This is a genomic window from Ezakiella sp. (assembly GCF_034180565.1).
GTDB lineage: Bacteria > Bacillota > Clostridia > Tissierellales > Peptoniphilaceae > Ezakiella.
In genome coordinates this window covers 19,868-40,709 of record NZ_JAXFOB010000013.1, presented here as the reverse complement: position 1 = coordinate 40,709, position 20,842 = coordinate 19,868, and the positions used below count along the sequence as shown (strand labels likewise).

At 40.3% G+C, this 20,842-nt stretch carries 20 protein-coding genes, 2 tRNA genes and 1 riboswitch; all 22 genes read right to left on the bottom strand.

Annotated features, from left to right (window positions below; all coding sequences use genetic code 11):
- Positions 1-159 precede the first annotated feature (159 nt).
- On the bottom strand, positions 160-3,018 hold the full coding sequence (locus SPI61_RS03345) for an Ig-like domain-containing protein (protein WP_321136706.1): 2,859 nt from the start codon (positions 3,016-3,018) through the stop codon (positions 160-162).
- Positions 3,019-3,813: 795 nt separating this feature from the next.
- Positions 3,814-4,344 carry a hypothetical protein gene (locus SPI61_RS03340; RefSeq protein WP_321136705.1) on the bottom strand — a complete coding sequence of 177 codons (531 nt, stop codon included), beginning with the start codon at positions 4,342-4,344 and terminating at the stop codon, positions 3,814-3,816.
- Between the two features lie 62 nt (positions 4,345-4,406).
- The gene (locus tag SPI61_RS03335) at positions 4,407-5,582 is read right to left on the bottom strand and encodes a cation:proton antiporter (RefSeq protein WP_321136704.1); all 1,176 of its coding nucleotides are present in this window, start codon (positions 5,580-5,582) and stop codon (positions 4,407-4,409) included.
- Positions 5,583-5,617: 35 nt separating this feature from the next.
- Positions 5,618-5,676, bottom strand: a riboswitch (Fluoride riboswitch).
- 18 nt (positions 5,677-5,694) lie between these two features.
- The gene (locus SPI61_RS03330) at positions 5,695-6,606 is read right to left on the bottom strand and encodes a radical SAM protein (protein WP_321136703.1); all 912 of its coding nucleotides are present in this window, start codon (positions 6,604-6,606) and stop codon (positions 5,695-5,697) included.
- Between the two features lie 55 nt (positions 6,607-6,661).
- A complete protein-coding gene (rplA, locus tag SPI61_RS03325; protein WP_321136702.1) occupies positions 6,662-7,360 on the bottom strand; it encodes a 50S ribosomal protein L1 in 699 nt (232 codons plus the stop codon).
- 37 nt (positions 7,361-7,397) lie between these two features.
- Positions 7,398-7,823, bottom strand: coding sequence for a 50S ribosomal protein L11 (gene rplK, locus SPI61_RS03320; protein ID WP_034547220.1), 426 nt, complete (start codon positions 7,821-7,823; stop codon positions 7,398-7,400).
- Positions 7,824-7,883: 60 nt separating this feature from the next.
- On the bottom strand, positions 7,884-8,417 hold the full coding sequence (gene nusG / locus SPI61_RS03315; protein WP_321136701.1) for a transcription termination/antitermination protein NusG: 534 nt from the start codon (positions 8,415-8,417) through the stop codon (positions 7,884-7,886).
- Between the two features lies 1 nt (position 8,418).
- A complete protein-coding gene (gene secE, locus SPI61_RS03310) occupies positions 8,419-8,628 on the bottom strand; it encodes a preprotein translocase subunit SecE (RefSeq protein WP_321136700.1) in 210 nt (69 codons plus the stop codon).
- Positions 8,629-8,642: 14 nt separating this feature from the next.
- Entirely contained in the window at positions 8,643-8,792 is a 150-nt protein-coding gene (rpmG, locus tag SPI61_RS03305; RefSeq protein ID WP_034547214.1) for a 50S ribosomal protein L33, read from the bottom strand.
- Between the two features lie 215 nt (positions 8,793-9,007).
- Entirely contained in the window at positions 9,008-10,156 is a 1,149-nt protein-coding gene (locus tag SPI61_RS03300) for a serpin family protein (RefSeq protein WP_321136699.1), read from the bottom strand.
- Positions 10,157-10,536: 380 nt separating this feature from the next.
- Positions 10,537-11,739 (bottom strand): FprA family A-type flavoprotein, encoded by a 1,203-nt coding sequence (locus SPI61_RS03295; protein ID WP_321136698.1) that lies wholly within the window; start codon positions 11,737-11,739, stop codon positions 10,537-10,539.
- A gap of 67 nt (positions 11,740-11,806) precedes the next feature.
- Positions 11,807-12,589 (bottom strand): ADP-ribosylglycohydrolase family protein, encoded by a 783-nt coding sequence (locus tag SPI61_RS03290; RefSeq protein ID WP_321136697.1) that lies wholly within the window; start codon positions 12,587-12,589, stop codon positions 11,807-11,809.
- Position 12,590: 1 nt separating this feature from the next.
- Positions 12,591-14,231 (bottom strand): putative manganese-dependent inorganic diphosphatase, encoded by a 1,641-nt coding sequence (locus SPI61_RS03285; RefSeq protein WP_321136696.1) that lies wholly within the window; start codon positions 14,229-14,231, stop codon positions 12,591-12,593.
- 12 nt (positions 14,232-14,243) lie between these two features.
- Positions 14,244-14,699, bottom strand: a complete 456-nt coding sequence (locus SPI61_RS03280; RefSeq protein ID WP_321136695.1) for a 23S rRNA (pseudouridine(1915)-N(3))-methyltransferase RlmH — start codon at positions 14,697-14,699, stop codon at positions 14,244-14,246.
- On the bottom strand, positions 14,696-15,466 hold the full coding sequence (locus SPI61_RS03275; RefSeq protein ID WP_321136694.1) for an MBL fold metallo-hydrolase: 771 nt from the start codon (positions 15,464-15,466) through the stop codon (positions 14,696-14,698). Before SPI61_RS03275 ends, SPI61_RS03280 begins: the two co-directional genes overlap by 4 nt.
- Before the next feature lie 9 nt (positions 15,467-15,475).
- Positions 15,476-16,294: a hypothetical protein gene (locus SPI61_RS03270; protein WP_321136693.1), complete on the bottom strand. Its 819-nt coding sequence runs from the start codon at positions 16,292-16,294 to the stop codon at positions 15,476-15,478.
- 4 nt (positions 16,295-16,298) lie between these two features.
- Complete coding sequence (locus SPI61_RS03265; RefSeq protein WP_321136692.1) at positions 16,299-17,426, bottom strand: hypothetical protein; 1,128 nt, start codon at positions 17,424-17,426, stop codon at positions 16,299-16,301.
- Positions 17,413-19,212 (bottom strand): ATP-binding protein, encoded by a 1,800-nt coding sequence (locus tag SPI61_RS03260; RefSeq protein ID WP_321136691.1) that lies wholly within the window; start codon positions 19,210-19,212, stop codon positions 17,413-17,415. Before SPI61_RS03260 ends, SPI61_RS03265 begins: the two co-directional genes overlap by 14 nt.
- A gap of 2 nt (positions 19,213-19,214) precedes the next feature.
- Positions 19,215-19,895: a response regulator gene (locus tag SPI61_RS03255; protein ID WP_321136690.1), complete on the bottom strand. Its 681-nt coding sequence runs from the start codon at positions 19,893-19,895 to the stop codon at positions 19,215-19,217.
- A gap of 91 nt (positions 19,896-19,986) precedes the next feature.
- Positions 19,987-20,062 (bottom strand) — tRNA-Arg (locus tag SPI61_RS03250).
- Positions 20,063-20,100: 38 nt separating this feature from the next.
- A tRNA-Arg gene (locus SPI61_RS03245) sits at positions 20,101-20,177 on the bottom strand.
- 17 nt (positions 20,178-20,194) lie between these two features.
- Complete coding sequence (locus SPI61_RS03240) at positions 20,195-20,815, bottom strand: transporter associated domain-containing protein (protein WP_321136689.1); 621 nt, start codon at positions 20,813-20,815, stop codon at positions 20,195-20,197.
- Between the last annotated feature and the right edge of the window lie 27 nt (positions 20,816-20,842).

Here is a 20,842-nt window from a genome sequence, read left to right as displayed (position 1 = left end):
ATATTATATTTTTTGGAAAGATAGTCTTTTCCATAGCCATCTTCGTTTTCTTTAATTATTTTTAATTTTTCTTCATATGTTATTTTATTCATTAAAATGCCCCCTTATTTCCGTGTCCGGATTTAAGGGGGCAGTACACTTTCGAGTGTTCTTTTAAGATTAATATCTGTAGTACCAGTAGTTGTATGAGCCTCTTACAGTTACTTGTAAATAAGCATATGGTCCGTCTACGCTTCTTGCATAGATGTATACGCTTCCCGGTCTTACCGCTTTGATATTGCCGTTTGCATCAACTGTCGCAATTGAGTTGTTAAGTGATGAGTATGTTACGGTTTTATCTGTTGCGTTGTTCGGTGTGAAAAGAACTGCTGCAGCTTTTGTTTCACCGACATTCAAGCTTAATTGTCTGTCTGCGAAATAAAGTCCTGTGACTTTTACAGGTTTTGCATCTCCGTAAACGTCAACATAGCATGTTGTTTGAACGCCGTTTGTGCTTGTTGCTGTAATATATGCAGAACCTCTGCCGATTGCAGTGATTACTCCGTTTTCAACTGTTGCAACGTCTTCGTTTGAAGATGTCCATGTTAATGTTTTGTCAGTTGCGTTGTATGGGTAAACTGTGAATCCGAGTTCACGTGTTTCGCCTGCATTTAATCTTAGATATCTTGTATCGAGAGTAATATTTGTTACTTTAACTTCAGCCGGTGGCTTCGGTGTTGATTTTTGTTTTACAGTAACATATGTTGAAGCATATGGTCCGTCAACTGATTTTGCATAGATATATGCAGAACCTGCTTTAACAGCTGTGATATTTCCATTTGCGTCAACTGTTGCAACACTTTCGTTTGAAGATGAGAAGTTAACTGTTTTATTTGTAGCGTTAGCCGGTGAAACTGTTGCTGTCAAAGCGTAGTTTGCGCCTTCTTCAAGTGTCAAATATCTTCTGTCAACTGAAACGCTTGTTACCTTAACATCCTTCGGTGGTTCCGGAGTAGTAGCTTTCTTTACGTTTACATAAACCGAATCATATGGTCCGTCAGCGGATTTTGCATAGATATATGCGCTTCCTTGACCGACTGCTTTAACGAGTCCGTTTGCGTCAACTGTTGCTACATTTGCATTTGTTGTTGAGTATGTGACTGTTTTATTTGTTGCGTTGTCCGGTTTTAAAGTTACATTAAGTTGAACAGTTTCACCTTGTTCTGTAAAGATTGAGCCGTTTGTAATGTCAAGATATGTGACCTTAACAGTTTCAGGAACTCCGCCGTTTCCGACCTTAACTTCACATGTGTCTGTGAATCCGCCGTCTTTTGTTGTAACTGTAATTGTTGCAACGCCGTCTTTAAGTGCGAGAACTGAGCCGTAGTTGTCAACTCTTGCAACACTTGAATCACTCGATGTCCAAACAACTTCTTTGTTGTCTGCATCTTCCGGAGTGATGGTGTATTTTAAGTTTAATCTGTTCCATTTTTTGAGTTCGGCCTTGTGTTCGCTGAGTTCAATTCCTGTTACTTTCTTTACTTCCGGTTTCGGATCGTCCGGCTTCGGATCAGGTGTACCTTCTCCGTCAAGTGTTGTGAATCCTTTGATACATACATTTGCGCTGCTATTGTAAACAGTAAGGTCTCTCCATGATTCTCCGTCTGAACTTGTGAAACTTTGTCCAGGATATGCATTTACTCTTGAAGCATATTTTCTTTCTCTTGCTTCGATAGGAATAGGATAATAAGTTTCAAGTGTTGTGTAATAAACAACAACTGCGAACTTGCTGTCCTTTTCGACCGGTTGTTTGTCGAAAGTTACAGTTGTGTATCCAGGATATTCAACAGTTCCCGATGCAACTTCAACTTTGTCGTTTTTAAGTGAATCGAGTCCCTTGTAATCCTTAACAACATAAACTTTGTAATCTGTATTTGCAGAAGGTACATAGAATCCTGCACCGTTTACATATTGTTTTTCCTTAACAGGTCCGAAAACGTTTGCACCGTATCCTTGTCCATTGTAACCGACAGTTCTTGTCATTCCATATGGGTCATATTGATAAACATAATCGCTTTCGCCCTTATCTTTTGCAAAGTAAACAGCATTATTTGTTCCGATTACTGTGTCGTAATATGATGCCCAGTAATATCCGTCGATTCCCATGCCTTTGCCCCAGCTGTTTCTGATGAGCCATGCACCGTCTTTCGGTGGAGTTTGTAGGAAGTTTTCCTTCGGATAATTGTCGTCCCAACCGATAATAGCAACTGCGTGGTTACCGTTTACTCTTTTCGGACAATAGTGTGCCCATTCAGCTTGATTTAAATATCTGTCTGAAGCATACATTGCTGTTTGAACAGCGCCATAATTCATAATTGCATCTTTAATAGCATTCATTCCGCCGTCAAAATCAACATCCATATCAGGAAGGTACATAACTTCTTTAATATCCTTTACTCTTTCAAGACCTTTTGGTGAGTAGAATTTGTAAGGATCATACGGATCGTCTTCTTCCAAAATCGGACCGCTCCAACGTGCTAAATATGCTGTCGAGATAAATCTATTTCCGCCTTTTTCCGGACCCCAGTCGAAACCGTGAGTATTTCTCATATTTGCTTCTGAGAAATCATAAATTTCACCCGGTCTTAAAGTACTTTCGAGAGAACTGTAGCATGCGAAAGTCCAACATGAACCGTTAGGACCTTGGTCTCTGATTTCACTTACTTTATTATAATCTCTTAAATCGTAAGTTGCAGGGAAACCCAATCTTTCAAATCTTTGTGCACGCGGTCTGCCGAAATAAATCTTTGCAGGTTCCGGAACAAGTCCTTCATAGTCGTCTCCATCGGCGCTTGCTACGCCATAATTGCCATAGTTTTGTTGATTTTGCCATCTTATAAATTCTTCATTTTGTCTTGCTTCGCCAAGACGCGGTGCATAAGTTGTTCTGTAACCGTATGCTTCAGCAACTGCCGGTACAAACAATGCAACTGTCATGAAAAATACTATAAATGCTGCAAGTAATTTTCTGTTTTTCATAAATCCTCCTTATAGATTTTTAGGGGCAATGCCACCTTGCCCCTTAATTTGATATAGTGATACACTCTAAAAATTTATACCACTGTTCCTATTCTAGTATTTTTCTTCATAAATGTCAAGTCTTTTTCATATAATTTTTAATTATTTTCGTATATAATTATAATTATATACAAATAGGGTTTTTTAATAGAAAATATTTAAATAATCGGTTTTTTTCTAATGTTGTGTGATTTGTGTCATATTTTTCTTTAACTTTTTGTAACTTAATAAAACGTTTTGTCAATTTACCACGATATTCTTTGTGATAAAAAATAAAATCTCTCCGTGAAAAACACAAATAAAATTAGTTTAGAAAAATCCAAAGTAAAATTTTTTTATGATTTTTAAAATAAATATTTTTTTAATATGGTTCGGTTTTTGTAAGCAAATAAAAAACACCCGTAAAACGGATGTTTGTGGATCAAGCGCCATAAGTAAACATTTCCCACACAGATAAATTCATTAAATTGTATTCGTTCGCAAGCGCATCCGTAGCGTGACGGCGTACGTTGTGACGTAGGGAACAACGATAATTCCTTTCTACGGCGTTTATTTAAATATATTTTCAAATAGTTTAAACCCGTGTGTTCATCTATATCTCATGCGTCGCAATATGATAGACCTAACCCGTGCTTTTTGATTTGACAAAATCAAAAACACGATGGTAGGTCTTCCGCAAAGAAGTCCGGCGATATTTCGACGAATAGGAGAAATAAGTCGCAGACGTCGACTGCAAGCGTGCAAATAAAACTTTCTCTACTCCAAATTACCAATTTTCATTATTTCGTATTTAAGACGCTCCCTAATATATATCGCAAATTTTCTTTTGTTCCTCAGTTTTGTATAAAAAACTCCGACCGCAATTCCAAGCACGATGATTGTTGCGCAGTAGGTAATAAATGTAGGAAGAGAAATTCCGAAGAGGTATTTAATGTTAATATCTTCGATTGAATTTATCGTAAGAAGAAGTGCGCCGAACGAGAGAAGTATCGGAAGGAGCATTCTCATCATCGGTCCCACGACCGAGCCCACTCTTATAAATCTGTATTTAAATTCGAGTCTCACACTCAGATTTCCAATTGTTTTCAAAAGGTTTTCTTCATATGAGTCGTCCCCGGATATGAATGATTCGTCGAGAACTTCTTCGAGTGCCTTTTCTTTTGCATTTTTAAATTTATTCGTGATAAATTTAAAGTGTTTCTCAAAAAAATTGTCCTCCGTGTCAAAATACAACTCTCTCACTTCTTCATTCATTTGTTGTTTAAGTTTTTCAATTTTAATATCCAACTAAAACTCCCGCCTTTAAAATATAAATCTGCTATTCATACTTATACCCATAAATCCGCTTATTACTTACTTTTTGAAAGAAGCTTTTTATGTGTCATGTCAATCAAAAATGCTCCGACAGGTGCGGTAAAAAGTATTGCAATGACCGCAGTTGTGAGAACAAGGTTTCCGCACTCAAGCCCCGCTTGAAGAGGGATGCCGCCGATTGCCGCTTGTACTGTCGCTTTCGGCATATAAGCAATCGCCGTGAAAAGTTTTTCTTTTCTGTCGAGTTCGCTTTTTAATGTTGAGACGTAGACCCCGACCGCTCTAAATAGAAGTCCGCCCAAAACTACAAGAAGAGTCAGCGCGCCGTAGCTCGTCGCATATTTTATGTCGATGATGGAACCGACCAAAACAAAAAGCAAGATTTGTGCGGCGATCCAAAGCCCCGAGTATTTTTCCGAGAGTTTTTCGGCGAGAGTCGGCTCAAAATATCCGACGGTCATTCCGCTCACCATGACCGCAATGAGTCCCGAAATCGGAAGGAGTTTCGCGTCTTCCAAAGTCACCATCAAAAAAGACAAGCTCATGAGCACCAACAGTTTTATGACCATATTGGTCTTTGCTTTTTTAAATATGAGCGTGTATATAAATCCCGCAAGAATTCCGAGAATTATTCCGAACGCAATCGATAGCGGTATGTTTAAAAATGATATATAGTTCACGGCGCCGCCCTTTTCAATCGAGAGTGCAACCGAAAACATTACAATTACAAACACGTCGTCGACGCTCGACGCTGCAAGTATCATTTGTGGAATCGATTTGTCGGTGCCATAGCCTTTGTCCATAAGCTCGATCATCTTCGGCACAACGACCGCCGGTGATACAGCCGCAAGAACGCTTCCAATCAAAAATGCTTCCTTTGTTGTAATCGGAAAAATTCTCGGCGCAATCAAAACAATTCCTATCACTTCAAAAACCGCCGGCACGAAACAGAGTAAAACTGCGCTTAGTCCCGCTCTCTTTAAATCTTCGAGATTGAGCCCGAGTCCTGCACGAGTGAGTATTATTATGAGTGCGATTTTTCGAAGCTCCCCTGAAATCAAAAGTGTTTTTTCATCTAGCAAATTTAAAACGCTCGGTCCAATTAAAATTCCCAAAAGAATCATTCCGAAGAGCGCCGGAAGTTTCACTTTTCCGCACAGATAGCTCATGATAATTCCAAAAATAAAGATAATCGATAAACTTAATAACATAATGCCTCCATAAAAAAAGCCGACTCCCCCTACAAAAATTTGTAGAAGTCATCAGCAGTTGCAATTAACGGGAAACTTCATTCCCTATTAAACTGTCTCTATTATACTTAAATTATTTTCCGGTGTCAAGTCCGCCCAAGTCAAAATCCGGAGTGTAAATGCTTTTCGTTCCGTTTTCACGCATTTTCTCGCCTTGAATAAATCCGTTTGTAAAGCCCATCTCGAGCGCATAGTTTACGAAGCGATTGTACTCTTTTGCGGTCACGTCTCGATTTATCTCCGGAAAATTCTTTGCGCCGAAAAGCGGACAATACTGATTCATAAGGCTGTATGCGATTTTGTTTCCGTATTCATTAAAAAGCTTTTTAAAAACAGCCTTTGCGTCGAGAACATGCCCCGGCAAAAGAAGAATCCTTACAATGACACCTTTTTTTATGAGCCCGTTCTCATCATAAACCGTCTCGCCGACTTGCCTAAACATTTCCCGGACCGCCTTGTCCGCATATTCGAAATAATCTTTCGTTCCGGAATATTTTTTTGAAAGCTCGGCGCTCACATATTTAAAATCCGCAAGATAAATGTCGACAAATCCATCAAGCATCGAAAGCGTTTCCACGAGTTCATACGAATTTGTGTTGTAAACGACCGGAATGTCGAGCCCCTTTTCTTTTGCAAGCTTTATCGCGAGCGGAAGTCGGTCGGCATAGTGCATCGGACTCACGAGATTTATATTATTCGCATTTTTTTCCATAAGCGAAACCATCACGTCGGAGAGTTTTTCATCGTCCATCGTTATGTAGTTTTTTTCACGCAGCTGACTGATTTCAAAGTTTTGACAAAAAACGCATTTCATATTGCAGCCTGCAAAAAATATGGTTCCCGAGCCATTTTCTCCGGAAATCGCCGGCTCTTCCCACATGTGAAGCATCGCCTTTGACACTGCATAATCATACGGAGCTCTGCAAAAGCCGAGAGTCGTCTTTCTGTCAACATTACATTTTTTCGGACATATATTGCAATTCATATAAACTCCTTAAAAAAATAGGGTCTCGGGAAAAATTCCCAAAACCCTTTAAAATCTATTCACCAAATTTTGCCGGATTCAATTTGATTCCAGGACCCATTGTTGATGTAAGAGTAACATTTCTTAAATATTTACCCTTTGCTGCAGCCGGTTTAGCTTTAACAATTGCGCTCATGAGAGCTTGCATGTTTTCAGCCAATTTTTCATTGCCGAAGCTCTTCTTTCCAATCACTGTGTGAATGATATTTGCTTTGTCAAGTCTGTATTCAACTTTACCAGCTTTAATTTCTTTAACAGCTTTTTCAACTTCCATTGTAACTGTTCCGCTCTTAGGGTTCGGCATGAGTCCCTTAGGGCCCAAAACCTTACCGAGACGACCGACAAGACCCATCATGTCCGGTGTTGCAATAAGTGTATCGAATTCAAACCAGTTATCTTTTTGAATCTTTTCGATCATATCTTCAGCACCGACGAAATCTGCGCCTGCTTCACGAGCTTCTTTTTCTTTGTCGCCCTTTGCAATTACAAGCACTCTTACTTCTTTACCTGTTCCGTACGGCAATACAATTGCACCACGGACTTGTTGGTCTGCGTGTCTTGAGTCAACTCCAAGTCTTACGTGGAGTTCGATTGTTTCGTCGAAATTTGCCTTTGCAAGTTCCAAACATTTATCTATAGCCGGTTCCATATCGAACAGCTCTTGTCTATCATAAGTTTTTACCGATTCACGGTATTTTTTGCCTCTTCTAGCCATATTTACCTCCTTGTGGTTATACGAAAAATTCTCCCACTTACTTTTCTACTTCTACGCCCATGCTTCTAGCAGTACCTGCAACGAGTCTCATTGCAGCTTCGATGTCTGCTGCATTTAAGTCCGGCATCTTTGTTTCTGCTATTTCTTTTAATTGAGCCTTAGTTAACTTACCAACTTTTTTCTTGTTTGGTTCTCCTGATGCTGAATCAAGTTTTAATGCTTTTTTAATTAAAACAGCAGCCGGCGGAGTCTTTGTAATAAAGGTAAAAGACCTGTCTTGATATACCGTTAAAACAACCGGAATAATAAGTCCTGCCTTATCAGCTGTTTTAGCGTTAAATTCTTTTGTAAATTGAACAATATTAACACCGTGAGGTCCGAGAGCGGTACCGACCGGTGGTGCAGGAGTAGCCTTTCCTGCAGGGATTTGCAACTTTACAATTGCTTGAACTTTTTTTGCCATAATTTCCTCCTTAAATATATCGTGGTACGAAGGGAGCGCTTCTTCCACCTCTTCATTAAATTAAATCTTTTCTATTTGATCGAAATCGAGTTCGGTGACTGTTTGTCTTCCGAACATTTCAACAAATACAGTTAATCTTCTAGTCTTTTCATCAACAGATTGGACTGTTGCCACTTGATCACGCATAGCGCCGCTCATAATCAAAACTCTATCTCCTGCTTTGACATCAACCGGCTTCTTTTCAATTTGGTCAACCATTCCGAGCCCTTTGAGTTCTCTGTCCGTCAGTGCGACCGGCTTTCCTCCGGGACCTACAAAACCTGTAACCCCTCTCGTGTTTCTGACCAAATACCATGAATCGTCATCAACCACCATATTTATAAGAACATAACCCGGATAACTCTTTCTTTGTTTAACTTTTCCCGGATTGTCCTTGTCGTAGTAGTTTTCCATTGGCACAACAATATCATAAATATCGTCAATATGTCCCCTGTTTTCAACCATCTTTTCCAAGGTTGCTTTGACTTTGTTTTCGTGGCCGCTGTATGTGTGAACCACATACCACTTGGCATCTTTTTTTCTGTCGTCGGTCATTTTACTTTAAAATTAGTGAATAAAGATAACCAATACCTAAATCGAGTCCGTAAATAATGAGACTGATAAGGATACTAACTGCGATAACCACTGCGGTATAGTTCGTTACCGTTTTGAATGAAGGCCAAACAACTTTCTTACTTTCAACTTTAACGCCGTTGATGTAAGTTGCCAATTTGCCCTTTTTCTCAACTTTTGTTTCTGTAGCCATGCTCTCTTCCTTTCCTATTTTGTTTCCTTGTGTACTGTGTGCTTTTTACAGAACTTGCAATACTTCTTGAGTTCGACTCTGTCAGTAGTGTTTTTCTTGTTCTTGTCTGTCACATAATTTCTTTGTTTGCACTCAGTGCATTCTAAGGTGATACTATCTCTCATTCGCTTCACCTCCCAAGCTTTTATAAATCTGAGATATAGTTTATTATACAATAATAAACACCAAAAAGTCAAGGGGTTCGCCCCTTGATTCTCAATAAATATTATATATACTTAAGAAGACTTTGTCAATAGAAAAAGATTAAGATAAAATTAAAATTTCCTTTCCAAAAATATAAAAAAATTGCACGTGATATACGTGCAATTTTTTTAAAAATCTACTTCACAACAATCGCAACAAATGTAATCACGCCGTTTGTTGTCGTGACTATAAAATGCGGACTGTCTAGGATTATTTCAAACGGTTCGTCCGCCGGAGCCATCATGGTCTCCATAGTAATTTCCGTCGCCGCTTTCGCCACGATTTTGTTCTCGTCCATCTTAAAAGACGCAGCCTGTTTTATGCCCGAAATAAAAATCGGGTCATCATTTAATCTCTCGAGATTGTCATTAGTGTCAATTACTTTCTCGAAAAGTTCTTTGTTCTCGCCCTTTTTCTCAAGCTCCAAAATATCTACATTCGTTTTGATGTCGCACTTCGGCACAGCGAGAAATACAGTTCCTCTTTCGCTCACTCCTAAACTTGTCGAAAGATTTTCCATAGACTCAATATATCCCGGAAGCTCTCTTGCAACCTCCAAAATATTTTCCGATGTCGGATTTTTCACATCCAAAAAATATGCATAGTCCCCCGGCGTTTCCATACTTTTTCTACCGATGTCTACAAGCTCATTTTGGAAAACTACATTGTCGATATTTCCTTGCATAAAATCCTTTTCGACAACATCTCCCGAAATCGTCGTGAAATTGTCCTTGTAGGTTCGATTTTTTTCGAAAGCCTCCGCCCACTTTCCTTCAAACGCCGTCGCATTTAAAACCACGAGTGCATTCTCAGGTTTGTATGAAGGTTTCAGAATAACCTCTCCCAAAACATCCTTTTGAACCTTTTTCGACTCGTCCTCTGCGCCGCCCGGAAAATCTTTTAATACAAACTCGTCAGCCTTGTTTTTAATATTGAACATATCTTTGTTCAAAATCACTTCCGTCTTCGACTTGAAATTATTTCCGTCGACATCCTTTAAAAGCTTCGCTCCGAAATAAGGACTGTCGTTAAAATCATCCGTCACAAGAGCCAAACTTTCAAGCGCCCTTCTGTACGAAAACGGCGAATAAACAAAATTGTTTTCCAAAGCGTTTTCATCATTTAGAATCGTCGCAAGATTCACTTTCAAAAATTCATTGTACGCTTCCTTGTTTTCTTCTCCGTCGATAAGCGTGACCGGCGTTTTTGGCGGCTCATCTTTTTTGCATCCGATAATAAAAATCGAAAGAAAAGCGATGGCCATAATAAAAAATCTATTTTCCATAATATCCCTCCTTCTAATTTATACCCACTTGCTTTATCTTGCTAACAATAAAATATGTAACAAAAAATATAATGCCCCATTAAATCCGGGCACGGAAATAAAGGGACATTCTAATGAATAAAAGGCTCTTTGTCAACAATTCTCCCTATTGGCAGCGGGACACAAAGTGCCATCGTTACGGACGGCGTTTGCAATTTTCTACAATTAATCTTCGCCGTTATTTGCGAGGAATTTTCGATGAGAAACGCTTAGATGAAATATTTTAGGAGTGAGGCGTACTGGCAAGTACGTCGCAGCGACTAAAATATTGAATCAAGTGTTTATCGCGAAAAGGCCCGCAAATAAAAAGAAAGGCGTCATAGCCTTTCTTTTTATACATCTTATTTCATTGATTCTGCAATAGCTTTTGCCAATTCCTTAATCTCTCCCACTTTTTCTTCATCGAGTGAAGATTTTAGAGAGATTGTTTCGCCGATTTTTTCAAGTTTTGCATTTGCCAAAATTTCTTCGGCAATTTTTTCGGCTCTTCCGCCCCAGCTCATGTTTGTGATGACTGAGACTTTTCTATTTTGGAAGCCGGTGCCGACGAGTTCTCTCAAGAATGCATCCATTCTCGGGTAGAGGTCGGTGTTGTAGTTGATTGCGGTGTATACGAAGTTTGAGAATTTGTGTGCATCGGAGATGATGTAGCTGTAATCGTATTCGGAAACGTCGTAGATGTGAATGTTTTTCACGCCGTTTTCCGAAAGTTCATATGCGAGCATGTCCGCTGCTTCTTCTGTGTTTCCATACATCGAAGAGTAGGCAATCAAGACACCGTCTTCTTCACTTTCAAATCCCGCCCAAGTTTTATATTTATCGATAAAGTATTCGATTTTTTCTTTTTGTCTGTGAATCGGTCCGTGCAAAGGTAAAATCATTTTGACTTCTTTGCCTTCGAGTTTCTTTAAAACTGCCGAAACTGAGCGACCTTGTTTTCCAACGATGTTGATGTAATATCTTCTGGCTTCGTCAATAAAAGCTCTGTCCATGTCAATCAAGTCGCTTGAGTAGTGTCCTTCAATTGCTCCGAATGTTCCGAAAGTGTCGGCGCTGAAGAGTTCTCCTTCGCTCGACAAAACAAACATTACTTCCGGCCAGTGAACCATCGGTGCAAACACAAATTCGAGTGTTCTCTTTCCGATTTCAAGCGTTTCTCCGTTTTTAACTTCCAAATATCTGTCGGTAAATTTATCGCCGAAGAATTGCTCCATAAATTGGAAAGTTTTTTTATTTCCCACAAGTTTGCAATCCGGGTGATCCTTTAAAACCATATTTATTGCTGAGCTGTGGTCCGGCTCCATGTGAGTGATTACAAGATAGTCGAGCTTGTCTTCGCCAAGCGCATGGTTTAAATTTGAATAAAAATCATTAATAAAAGATGCGTCAACAGTATCAAAAAGAACTTTCTTTTCATCCTTTATGAGATATGAATTGTAGCTTACTCCGTCCGGCATCGGGAACATATTTTCAAATCTCGCCGTGCGTCTGTCGTTCACTCCAATTCTGTACAAATCATTTTCAAGTTGTTGATAAAAAAACATATCGCTCCTCCTTATATTCTATCTAAATATTAACATATTTCGTTAAATTTATCAATTATATTTCGCTCTATAAACTCATTGTTGCGAACTCTTCGGAAAATTCTCTTACAATTTTCTTAAACTCGTCGGGCAATTTTCGAAACACTTTCTCTTTTGTCTCAATGTCAATCGGATAAATGATTTCCGCAACTCCGCCCGCAATTGCTGCAATGGTGTCCGCGTCGCCTCCGATTGAAATCGAGTTTTTCAAAACTTCCGAAAAGTTTTTCGAGTCATTTAAGATTGCAATGCTTTCGGGAACGGTGTTTTGAATTTTTTCGGAATATTCATAATTCTCTCTCAAATATTTCACATTTGTAAGATTTATTCCGTATTCATTTTTCATAAATCCCGAAATGTCAAAATCTTTGTCCGCTTTCAAATGCTCCGCAAGGCGCACAAGTGCCGTCACCCATTTTATGCTCTCTTCGTGGTTGTGGCTCACATTTGTGATTCTCTCTGCGATTTCGATTTTTTCGGCGAGAGTTTTTTTAAGATAATAGACCGGCGAAATTCTCATCGCCGCACCGTTTCCAAGCGAGCCGTATGGAGTTTTATCGAGAATCCACTTCCCAAATCTCGCACCGTAGCTCGAAGGGTATCGCCTTGCAAAGTCCGCCATCGTGTCCGTGATATTTTCAGTTGAGAAGTCGTTCGACAAGCAGATTTTCATAACCGCAACCGTTAAAATTGTGTCGTCCGTAAAAGTTGATTGCGGAGTAAAAAGCGGTGCTTCTGGATTTCTGTTGTTTCCAAACTCGTACGGTTCTCCCGCAATGTCTCCCGCAATCGCTCCCAAAATAAGATTCATTTTAATTTTCCTTCGCTTTTTTTATTGCATCCGTGACTTTCGGAACCATTTGTTTCTTTCTACTCAAAAGTCCCGGTGCAAAAAATTCGCTGTCCTCGATTTTTTCTCCAAATTCTCCCGCAATTTCGACTCCGTATTCCCCGCAAACAAACACAATTGAGCTTTCCGCAAAAATATCCGTCACGACAAATACAAATGTGTCATTGCCCTTCGCTTCTCTGATTTTTTTCATCTCCGTCAATATTTCGGATTTCAGCTCCAAGACGCTTTCTTTGTCAAGTGTAAAAATTTGAGCAATGCGAACGCTTTCGTCGATGATTGTAAATTCTTTCACGTCCATATTTAAAAGCTCCGAAATGGATTTTCCCTTGACCGAAGTGCCCGCCTTAAACATTTCATTTGCGTATTCTTCAGGTTCGATTTCGGCGTAAACCGCCATTCTTTCAAGCATTCTTCTGTCGTCGTCGGTCGTTGTCGGACTTCTGAAATAAAGCGTGTCCGAAATTATTGCGGACGAAAGAAGCCCTGCAATTTCCTTTGTCGGTCTTATGCCCTCTTCGAAAAACATTTTACTTATAATCGTCGCGGTCGAGCCCACCGGTTCATTTCTAAAAAACACCGGCGCATTTGTCGAAACCGGCTCGATTCTGTGGTGGTCGATGATTTCAATTATTTCCGCTTCGTCGATATTGTCGACCGACTGCGCTTTTTCGTTGTGGTCTACCAAAATAAGTTTTTTCGGTTTTCCTGTAATCAAATGATATCTCGAAAGATTTCCGACAATTTTCCCCTCGTCATCCAAAACCGGATATGAGCGGAATCTCGTCTTAGCAAGTTTTTCTTTCACTTCGTCGACCGTGTCGTTTATATGAACTGCGTTAAGCTCGCCACTTGTCATGACAAATTCCGCAGGAATCGAAAGCGGAAGAAGGCGTGCTGCCATAAAACTGTTCAGCTCCGTCGAAAGCACGCTTATATTTTTTTCGCGCGCAAGCTCCAAAATTTCGTCCTTCATTTTGTAGCCGCCCGAAACGATAATAAGGCTTACATCCCTTTTGATTGCATCGATTTGCGCATTGTCTCTGTCGCCCACAATCACGACGTCGCCTTTTTTAATTCTGTCCCCGAGTTCGTCCGGCTCCATCGCATAAACAACCATCTTTCCCGTGAGGTCGCGCTTCGCTTCATTTAAAACTTTCGCACTCAAAACGTCGACGATGTTGTTTAACGGAGTGTTCGAGCGATGAAGAATCATATCGTCCCAAACATTCATATACGACTTCGTCACGTCGGAGAGACTCAAAACTCCGAGGAGCTTGTGGTATTCATCCGTGATTGAAAGAAGAAGTGTTTTTTTCTCCTGTAAAAGTTCAATCGCCCTTTTTACCGGCGTGTCGCTGTAAATTATTGTCGGTTCGTCGAGCTCCAAATCGTGCACTTTCAGTTGCATCGACGTCTTCAGTCTCGGCGCCTTGACATTAAAATGCTCCAAAACAAACTTCGTCTCATTGTTTATTTCCCCGAGTCTTATCGGTTCCGCCTCGGCTCTCCCCGACTTATTCAAAAACTCCGCATATGAAATTGCGGAGCAAATTGTATCCGTGTCCGGCACTTTGTGTCCGGTTATATATACCTTTCCCATAAAAACCCCCGATTATTTATTATAATTGCTGTTTTGCGCCATCTTGAACGAGCGATAAATCGCCTCCGTCAAAATGAGCGTCGTCATATGATGAAGGAGTGTCATCCTTCCAAAACTTATCTTTTCATATGATTTTATCATATCGTGGTCAAAACCGTAGCTGCCGCCAATCACAAATGATATTGTTTCTCCAATATTTTTCGATTTTAATATTTCATTTTTAAATTCTTCGGAATCGGGATTTTTTCCGTTCGCATCCAAAAAAATAATCCTTCCGCTCGCAGCTTCAATCGCTTTTTGTGTTTCATCTCGTAGTTTCTCGCTCAAATTCGACTCGTCTTTTTTGAGTTTTATTTCTTTTAAACTCACGATTTGTACTTTCTCATACGGTCCCGTCTTTTTTATAAAGTCGTCAATCAAAGTCTGATATTCTTTTGGAATTTTTCCCGTTTCAATAATTTTTATCATATTTCTATCACCACACTCGGTCTAAATCGCGACGAAACAAAAACCGGAACGTCGAGTCCCGCCTCTGCAATCGCGTTTTCAACCGTAAGTTTCGCAAGCACTTCGTCGTTGTTAAAAAGCGAGATGTGCCCAATCATAACGGCTTGTGTCCTTTCTCCGATCGCATTTATAAGATACTCCGCACATTCAAAATTCGAGAGATGTCCAAAATCTCCTCGCACTCTTTCCTGAAGAGCCGGAGTGTACGGACCGTTTTTCAGCATAATCGGGTCGAAATTTGCCTCGACATAAATAAAATCCGAATTTTTTGTAAGCGCCATAACCTCGTCGCTTATAAAGCCCGTGTCCGTTATCACGGAAATCTTCTTCCCCTCGCACTCAATTAAATATCCCAAAGGGTCGATTGCATCGTGATATGTGCGAAACGGCGTCACTTCAATGTCCCCAATGCAAAAAGGGCCATCTATAAAGTGGAGAAGCAATTCGTCGATTCGCTTCATCTTTAAAGTAGCCATTTTAAAAGTTGCCGGATTTATATAAACGGGCGTTTTGAACTTTCTCGAAAGAATCCCCGCACCGCTCACGTGGTCGTCGTGCTCGTGCGTTATAAGAACGCCCGAAACATCCTCAATCGAAAAGCCCGCCTCGGCAAGAATATTTTTTGTTCTCACTCCGGAGAGCCCCGAATCTATAAGAATGCTCGTGTTATTCGATTGTATCAAATGCGAATTTCCATTTGAACCGCTTTGAAGTGAAAAAAACTTCAAATAAATCACCTAGTCTATCTGTATTATCGCGCCGTTGTCAAGAGTCACTCGAAGAGCGAGATTTGCAATGCCGCTTGTAATTTTGTCTATATTTTCAACGCTCGGAAGATTCGAAGGGTTGAAGTAGTAGTTGACCGAAACGTCAACAATCCTGCGCCCTTTTGCAATCGGTTCCTTTATAATCTTCAAAAGTTTTCTCTTCGGGTCCCTTATCGAAACCTTTCCGTCAAGTTTATTTATTCCCGAAAACGCCTGATATTTAAGTCCCGTCACACCGTTTTCATTCAAATAAACAATTGCAAAAGCATCTTCCAAAAAATATCCGCTGTTCGGCTCGACCTCTTCAAACTCAACTGTAAAGTTGTTGTTGGCGCTCTCCGTAAATTTTTGCACATGAAGATTGAAATCGAGGTCACGCTCTCTTAAAAATTCCTGAGCATACTTCGCCGCATCTTCACCCGTTTCAATTTTTGTCTCCGACGCTTCGGGCGCATCGGTATAAATAATCTGTTTGTTGTTTAAAAGAATGAGCGATTTGTCGCCTTCTTTAAATGTTGAAGATTCCGGAGTCGACTTCACAACCGGACTGTCGAAAAATTTGGCCATAATTTCATCGTCCGTAAACACTTTGTAGTTGAGCTCCAAAACGTCCTTTGTGACGCTTTGCGGAATCTTTGCTTCGAGTTTTATGTCGTGGTTTTCCAAAATCGGCACGATGTCAAAATTGTCGACCCTGTCCTTGTTTCTGATGTAAAGAAGCGACACGAGAAACACATTGATAAATATAAATACATAGATCATCAGAGTTTTAGCTTTTTTCCAGTCCATAAGATCACCTCAACTCCACAACATTTATATTGCCGGTGTTTTGTCCGTTGTACATAAAAAATGCATCCTCATCCTTTAAAAATGCAGCTTTATACGTACCTATTTCTGGCTTTCTCGAAACTTCCATATACGCTTTCACCGTGACTGAATTGTATTTGAAATAGGTTATACGATTATTCTTTATTTCCGCCTCATAAAACTCGCCGTCTTTTAAATAATGCGGCAGTTTTCCTTGGCAAAAAACAATTTTAAAGCCGTTGTTTTCAATATTTTCGAGAGAAAGAATTCGGTAATCCGAAAACGAAAGAAGCGAAGTCTTTATAAAGTTTTTGAATGCGACGAGTGAATCGAAGAGATTCGAGTTCATCTTCTCCGGTCCGGGGCTTCTAAGATAAACGATGTCTCCGTTTTTCTTAATCTCGATGCTTGCAGTTTCGCTCGAGTAGATATATGAATATCTTTCGTTAATCTCATATATATTTTTTGTGCCCAAAAATTTTTCCGCAAAACTTTGTCTGTCCTTTTTGCTGAAAGACGAAATCGGATTTTGCACAACCGAAAAAGCGTTCACGCCTTTTGTGGATTCGGGAACGAAAAACTCGTCGAAAAGAACTGCGTTTTTAAACTCCGTCGTGTGAAATTCGTCGTCAAATTCAGCCGACTTCACACCGATATTCGTGTTAATATAGAGTCTTTTTTCACTGTTGTCTATAAAAAATTTATCAAAAGATTCAAACGGCACATCTCCGATTCGGGAGTCCGCCGAAAGATTCAAAAGTTTTACCGGAATTTCAAAACCCGAAATCGCAAGATATCCGCGGTGCGAAAGCGGCGTATTATCTTTTGACTCTCCGAGCTTTTTAAAATCAAAAACATCTGCCCCCTCGTTTCGAAAGCTCTTTGAATTTGAAATTACGCGTGCGACAAAATTTGACAATTCGTCCGACGGAATCTCATCCAAGAGCTCTTTGTTCGGATTTGTGCTGTAAAACCGCTTGTAACTTATGACATTTTTGTCGTCAATTTTTATTGCTTCATTTTCCTTGACTTGGTCTTTGAAAAGAAGCTCATACGAAAGAAAGATTGACAACAAAACAAGCACGCCGAGTACAATGCTTTTAAGCCTCTCCATTGTCTTCCACCGCCTTGAACTTCAGTGTGAACGTCGAGCCGTTTCTGCCGTCACTTTCGACTTTGATGTCGCCGTTCATACTGTTTACCATTTCCTTCGCGATTGCGAGCCCAAGACCCGTACCGCCAAGCGCCCTCGAGCGACTCTTTTCCACACGATAGAATCTGTCGAAAATTCTCTTTTGGTCTTCAGGCTTTATGCCGACACCGTTGTCAGAAACGCTCACATAGTTGTAGCGCCCGTCAGTCGACGTCGAAACATTAATCACTCCGCCATCCGGAGTGTATTTAACGGCATTCGAAATAAGATTTATAATCACTTGAAGCAAATCCTCCTCGTCCGCAAGCACGGAGAGCGAGTCCTCATAATGCTCATAAATCGACATATTCTTTTCTTTCGCCATCAGCCTCATTCTCTCAACCGCCGAGTGCGAAAGCTCATTTATTGAAACCGGCGAAAGCCTTTTCTCTTCGGTCTTGTAGTCGAGCGTTGTAAGAATCAAAAGGTCGCGAACGATGTGCGCCATTCTGTCCGACTCGTTGTCGATGACGGTCAAAAAATTCTTTGCCGTCTCGTCGTCGACCGGATATTTCATAAGCGTTTCCGCATAACTCTTTATCGATGTGATCGGCGTTTTGAGCTCGTGGCTGACGTTTGCAACGAATTCACGCCTCATGTCCTCGAGCTTTCTTTCCTTCGTCATATCCTGATAAACCGCAATAACTCCGCCAACGTTCAAGTCCTTGTCCTCAAACGGCGCATAGAGAATCCTGTAGTTTTTATCATTTAAAACAAAATCGGATTCGCCCGCAAGAGTGAACGGATTTTGGAAATTGACCGAATTTAGCCCGAGCGTCTTTAGAGGGAGCTTGATTTCCGAAAGCGGCATATCTCCGTTTACTCCGAAAAGGTCGCGTCCCTTTTCATTTATATGAATAATATTTCCGAACTTGTCGACCGCAACTACGCCTTCGAGCATTTGGTTAAAGATCGTGTTCAGCTTTGCACGCTCAAGCTCGGTTCTTTGAATATTGTTTTTGAGCTCGACCGCCATCTGGTTGAACATACTTGAAAGTTGTCCGATTTCGTCGTCGCTCTTGACCTCAACTCGTTGGTTGAAGTCCCCTTCACTCATCTTCTTCGAAACGTCGGTGACCTGTCTTATCGGTCCCGTGATGCCCGAAGCGATGAAATAGCTGAGAATAATTGTTATTAAAAGCGCAATAAGCCCCGAGTCGAAAATGATTCTCTTCGCACTTTGAAGAGTCGTCGTCACGACGTCGAGATTTATAATCGCATAACAAAGCCCCTTAACCTTGTTGTCCACGCCCGTTATCGGCACAACCAAATGTGCAGAACGAGTGCCGGTTTCGTAATTCTCCAAAATAATGCTCTTTTCAATTCCGGCGTAACCCTCTTTTATTAAAGCTACATTTAACTCCTCGATATTATAAGCATATTGACCATCATATGTCGATAAATCAGCAGTTTTTGACGCAATAATAGTTTCAAAATCTTCGCTTGAAAGCACAAAAATATCATCGGTATCTGAAAATCGCCTTTCATTCAAAGACGCCTTTATACCTCTGATATTTTCATCTAAAAGCTCACCCGAGAAATAACTCGAGCTTGATAGGAGCGAATTTATTTGATTTTTCACGCTCATAATTCTGTCGTTTGTAAGCGTCGAATCGAGCCTTCCGATGATGGAAGTCGAAACGATGAGGAGAACTGCAAGCACAAGTAGAAAATAAATTAAAACAAATCTCCACTTAATTGAACGCATCTCTATCCTCCAAAGTAATAACCAATTCCCCTCTTGGTAATAATATATCTCGGATCTTCGCCCGGTTTTTCAATCTTTTCACGCAAACGTCTAATAGTAACGTCGACAGTTCTGATATCGCCGAAATACTCATAACCCCAAACTTCTTGAAGAAGTTGTTCACGCGTAAAAACTTGTCCTTGGCTGTCCGACAAAAACTTCAAAAGCTCGAACTCTCTCGTCGTCAAATTCACACTTTCTCCGTCAATCTGTGCTTCATATTTTCCCGAATCGATAACGAGGTCCCCAAATTTTGTGAGATCCCCTGCAGTGTTCGGCGTTTGCACACGTCTAAGATTTGCCTTGACACGCGCTATTAATTCTCTCATCGAATAAGGCTTAACGATATAATCGTCCGCGCCAAGTTCGAGACCCAAAACCTTGTCCACTTCCTCTTCCTTTGCTGTGAGCATAAGAATCGGGAAAGTGTAAGTCTTTCTCAAAGTTTTAAGCACTTCAAAACCACCGATGCCCGGCATCATAACGTCAAGAAGCATAAGGTCGCACGGCTTTTCATAAACCGCTTCAAGCGCTTCCTTTCCGTCCGGAAAAGTCTTTACCTCAAATCCTTCCTGCACGAGATTAAATTTTACTATATCCGTAATCGTTTTTTCATCGTCAACTACATAAACTAAATCGTTCAAAGGTATCCTCCCTTTTTAAAACACTTTTAATCGAGTCTCAGGCATCACCTGTTCTACTATAATTATATATTAAAATCTATAAATATGCAAATGGCGTATGTGAGAGGAATCGAACCCCCAGCCTTTCCCTCCGGAGGGGAACGCTCTATCCATTGAGCTACACATACAAATAAAATAAGGAAAGGTTTTACCCCTTCCCGAATTTTGGCGCACCTGAGAGGAGTCGAACCTCCGGCCTCCGCCTTAGGAGGGCGTTGCTCTATCCAACTGAGCTACAAGTGCAAATCGAAATGCCGAAGCTATTTCTTTGTAATTAAAATACGATCAATGACACCGTCGGTCATCTTCTTAATTGAAAAATCATAACCTCCATACGAATAAATGTCACCTTCGTTCGGCTTCTTTCCCGCCTCACCGGCAAGTCTTGCAACAAGACCTCCAAGCGTGTTTTCCGAAGCATCGATGACTATATTGTGTTCATTTTTCAAATCCTTCAAAGAAACGCTCGCCGAAAAAGTTCCGTCAAACTTCTTTATCGAATACTCTTTCATGACGATGAACTTGAGCGTTATGAAAATCAAAACAATACTTACAGTTCCAATCAAAATGTCGAGCATGCCTTCGGCATAAACGAGCATCTTTCTTGCAATAACAAATAAAACAAGCGTCAAAATGTTTTCGTTTTGGTGGCTTATAATCATATAAATAAGCTCGATTCCAACAACCAACATCAGCGCATGCTTAAGAAAATCCGAAAACGCTCTGTAGCTTATGATTGAAGACGGATTTTTCGCAAAATCCCAAATATATCTGAATAAATCGGGAAGACCTGCGACAACTGCAATCAAAATAATCACACAAATCACATACTCAAGCACATGAAGCAATTTTTCCATAATTTCATTCGGTGTGAATTTCATAACATTCGCATTCCTTTCGAAAAGATT

Excerpts from the sequence above, each read along its gene's own strand:
- SPI61_RS03345 (WP_321136706.1), bottom strand. The coding sequence starts at position 3,018 with ATGAAAAACAGAAAATTACTTGCAGCATTTATAGTATTTTTCATGACA.
- SPI61_RS03335 (WP_321136704.1), bottom strand. The coding sequence starts at position 5,582 with ATGTTATTAAGTTTATCGATTATCTTTATTTTTGGAATTATCATGAGC.
- SPI61_RS03330 (WP_321136703.1), bottom strand. The coding sequence starts at position 6,606 with ATGAATTGCAATATATGTCCGAAAAAATGTAATGTTGACAGAAAGACG.
- rplA (WP_321136702.1), bottom strand. The coding sequence starts at position 7,360 with ATGGCTAGAAGAGGCAAAAAATACCGTGAATCGGTAAAAACTTATGAT.
- rplK (WP_034547220.1), bottom strand. The coding sequence starts at position 7,823 with ATGGCAAAAAAAGTTCAAGCAATTGTAAAGTTGCAAATCCCTGCAGGA.
- nusG (WP_321136701.1), bottom strand. The coding sequence starts at position 8,417 with ATGACCGACGACAGAAAAAAAGATGCCAAGTGGTATGTGGTTCACACA.
- secE (WP_321136700.1), bottom strand. The coding sequence starts at position 8,628 with ATGGCTACAGAAACAAAAGTTGAGAAAAAGGGCAAATTGGCAACTTAC.
- rpmG (WP_034547214.1), bottom strand. The coding sequence starts at position 8,792 with ATGAGAGATAGTATCACCTTAGAATGCACTGAGTGCAAACAAAGAAAT.
- SPI61_RS03300 (WP_321136699.1), bottom strand. The coding sequence starts at position 10,156 with ATGGAAAATAGATTTTTTATTATGGCCATCGCTTTTCTTTCGATTTTT.
- SPI61_RS03295 (WP_321136698.1), bottom strand. The coding sequence starts at position 11,739 with ATGTTTTTTTATCAACAACTTGAAAATGATTTGTACAGAATTGGAGTG.
- SPI61_RS03290 (WP_321136697.1), bottom strand. The coding sequence starts at position 12,589 with ATGAATCTTATTTTGGGAGCGATTGCGGGAGACATTGCGGGAGAACCG.
- SPI61_RS03285 (WP_321136696.1), bottom strand. The coding sequence starts at position 14,231 with ATGGGAAAGGTATATATAACCGGACACAAAGTGCCGGACACGGATACA.
- SPI61_RS03280 (WP_321136695.1), bottom strand. The coding sequence starts at position 14,699 with ATGATAAAAATTATTGAAACGGGAAAAATTCCAAAAGAATATCAGACT.
- SPI61_RS03270 (WP_321136693.1), bottom strand. The coding sequence starts at position 16,294 with ATGGACTGGAAAAAAGCTAAAACTCTGATGATCTATGTATTTATATTT.
- SPI61_RS03265 (WP_321136692.1), bottom strand. The coding sequence starts at position 17,426 with ATGGAGAGGCTTAAAAGCATTGTACTCGGCGTGCTTGTTTTGTTGTCA.
- SPI61_RS03260 (WP_321136691.1), bottom strand. The coding sequence starts at position 19,212 with ATGCGTTCAATTAAGTGGAGATTTGTTTTAATTTATTTTCTACTTGTG.
- SPI61_RS03240 (WP_321136689.1), bottom strand. The coding sequence starts at position 20,815 with ATGAAATTCACACCGAATGAAATTATGGAAAAATTGCTTCATGTGCTT.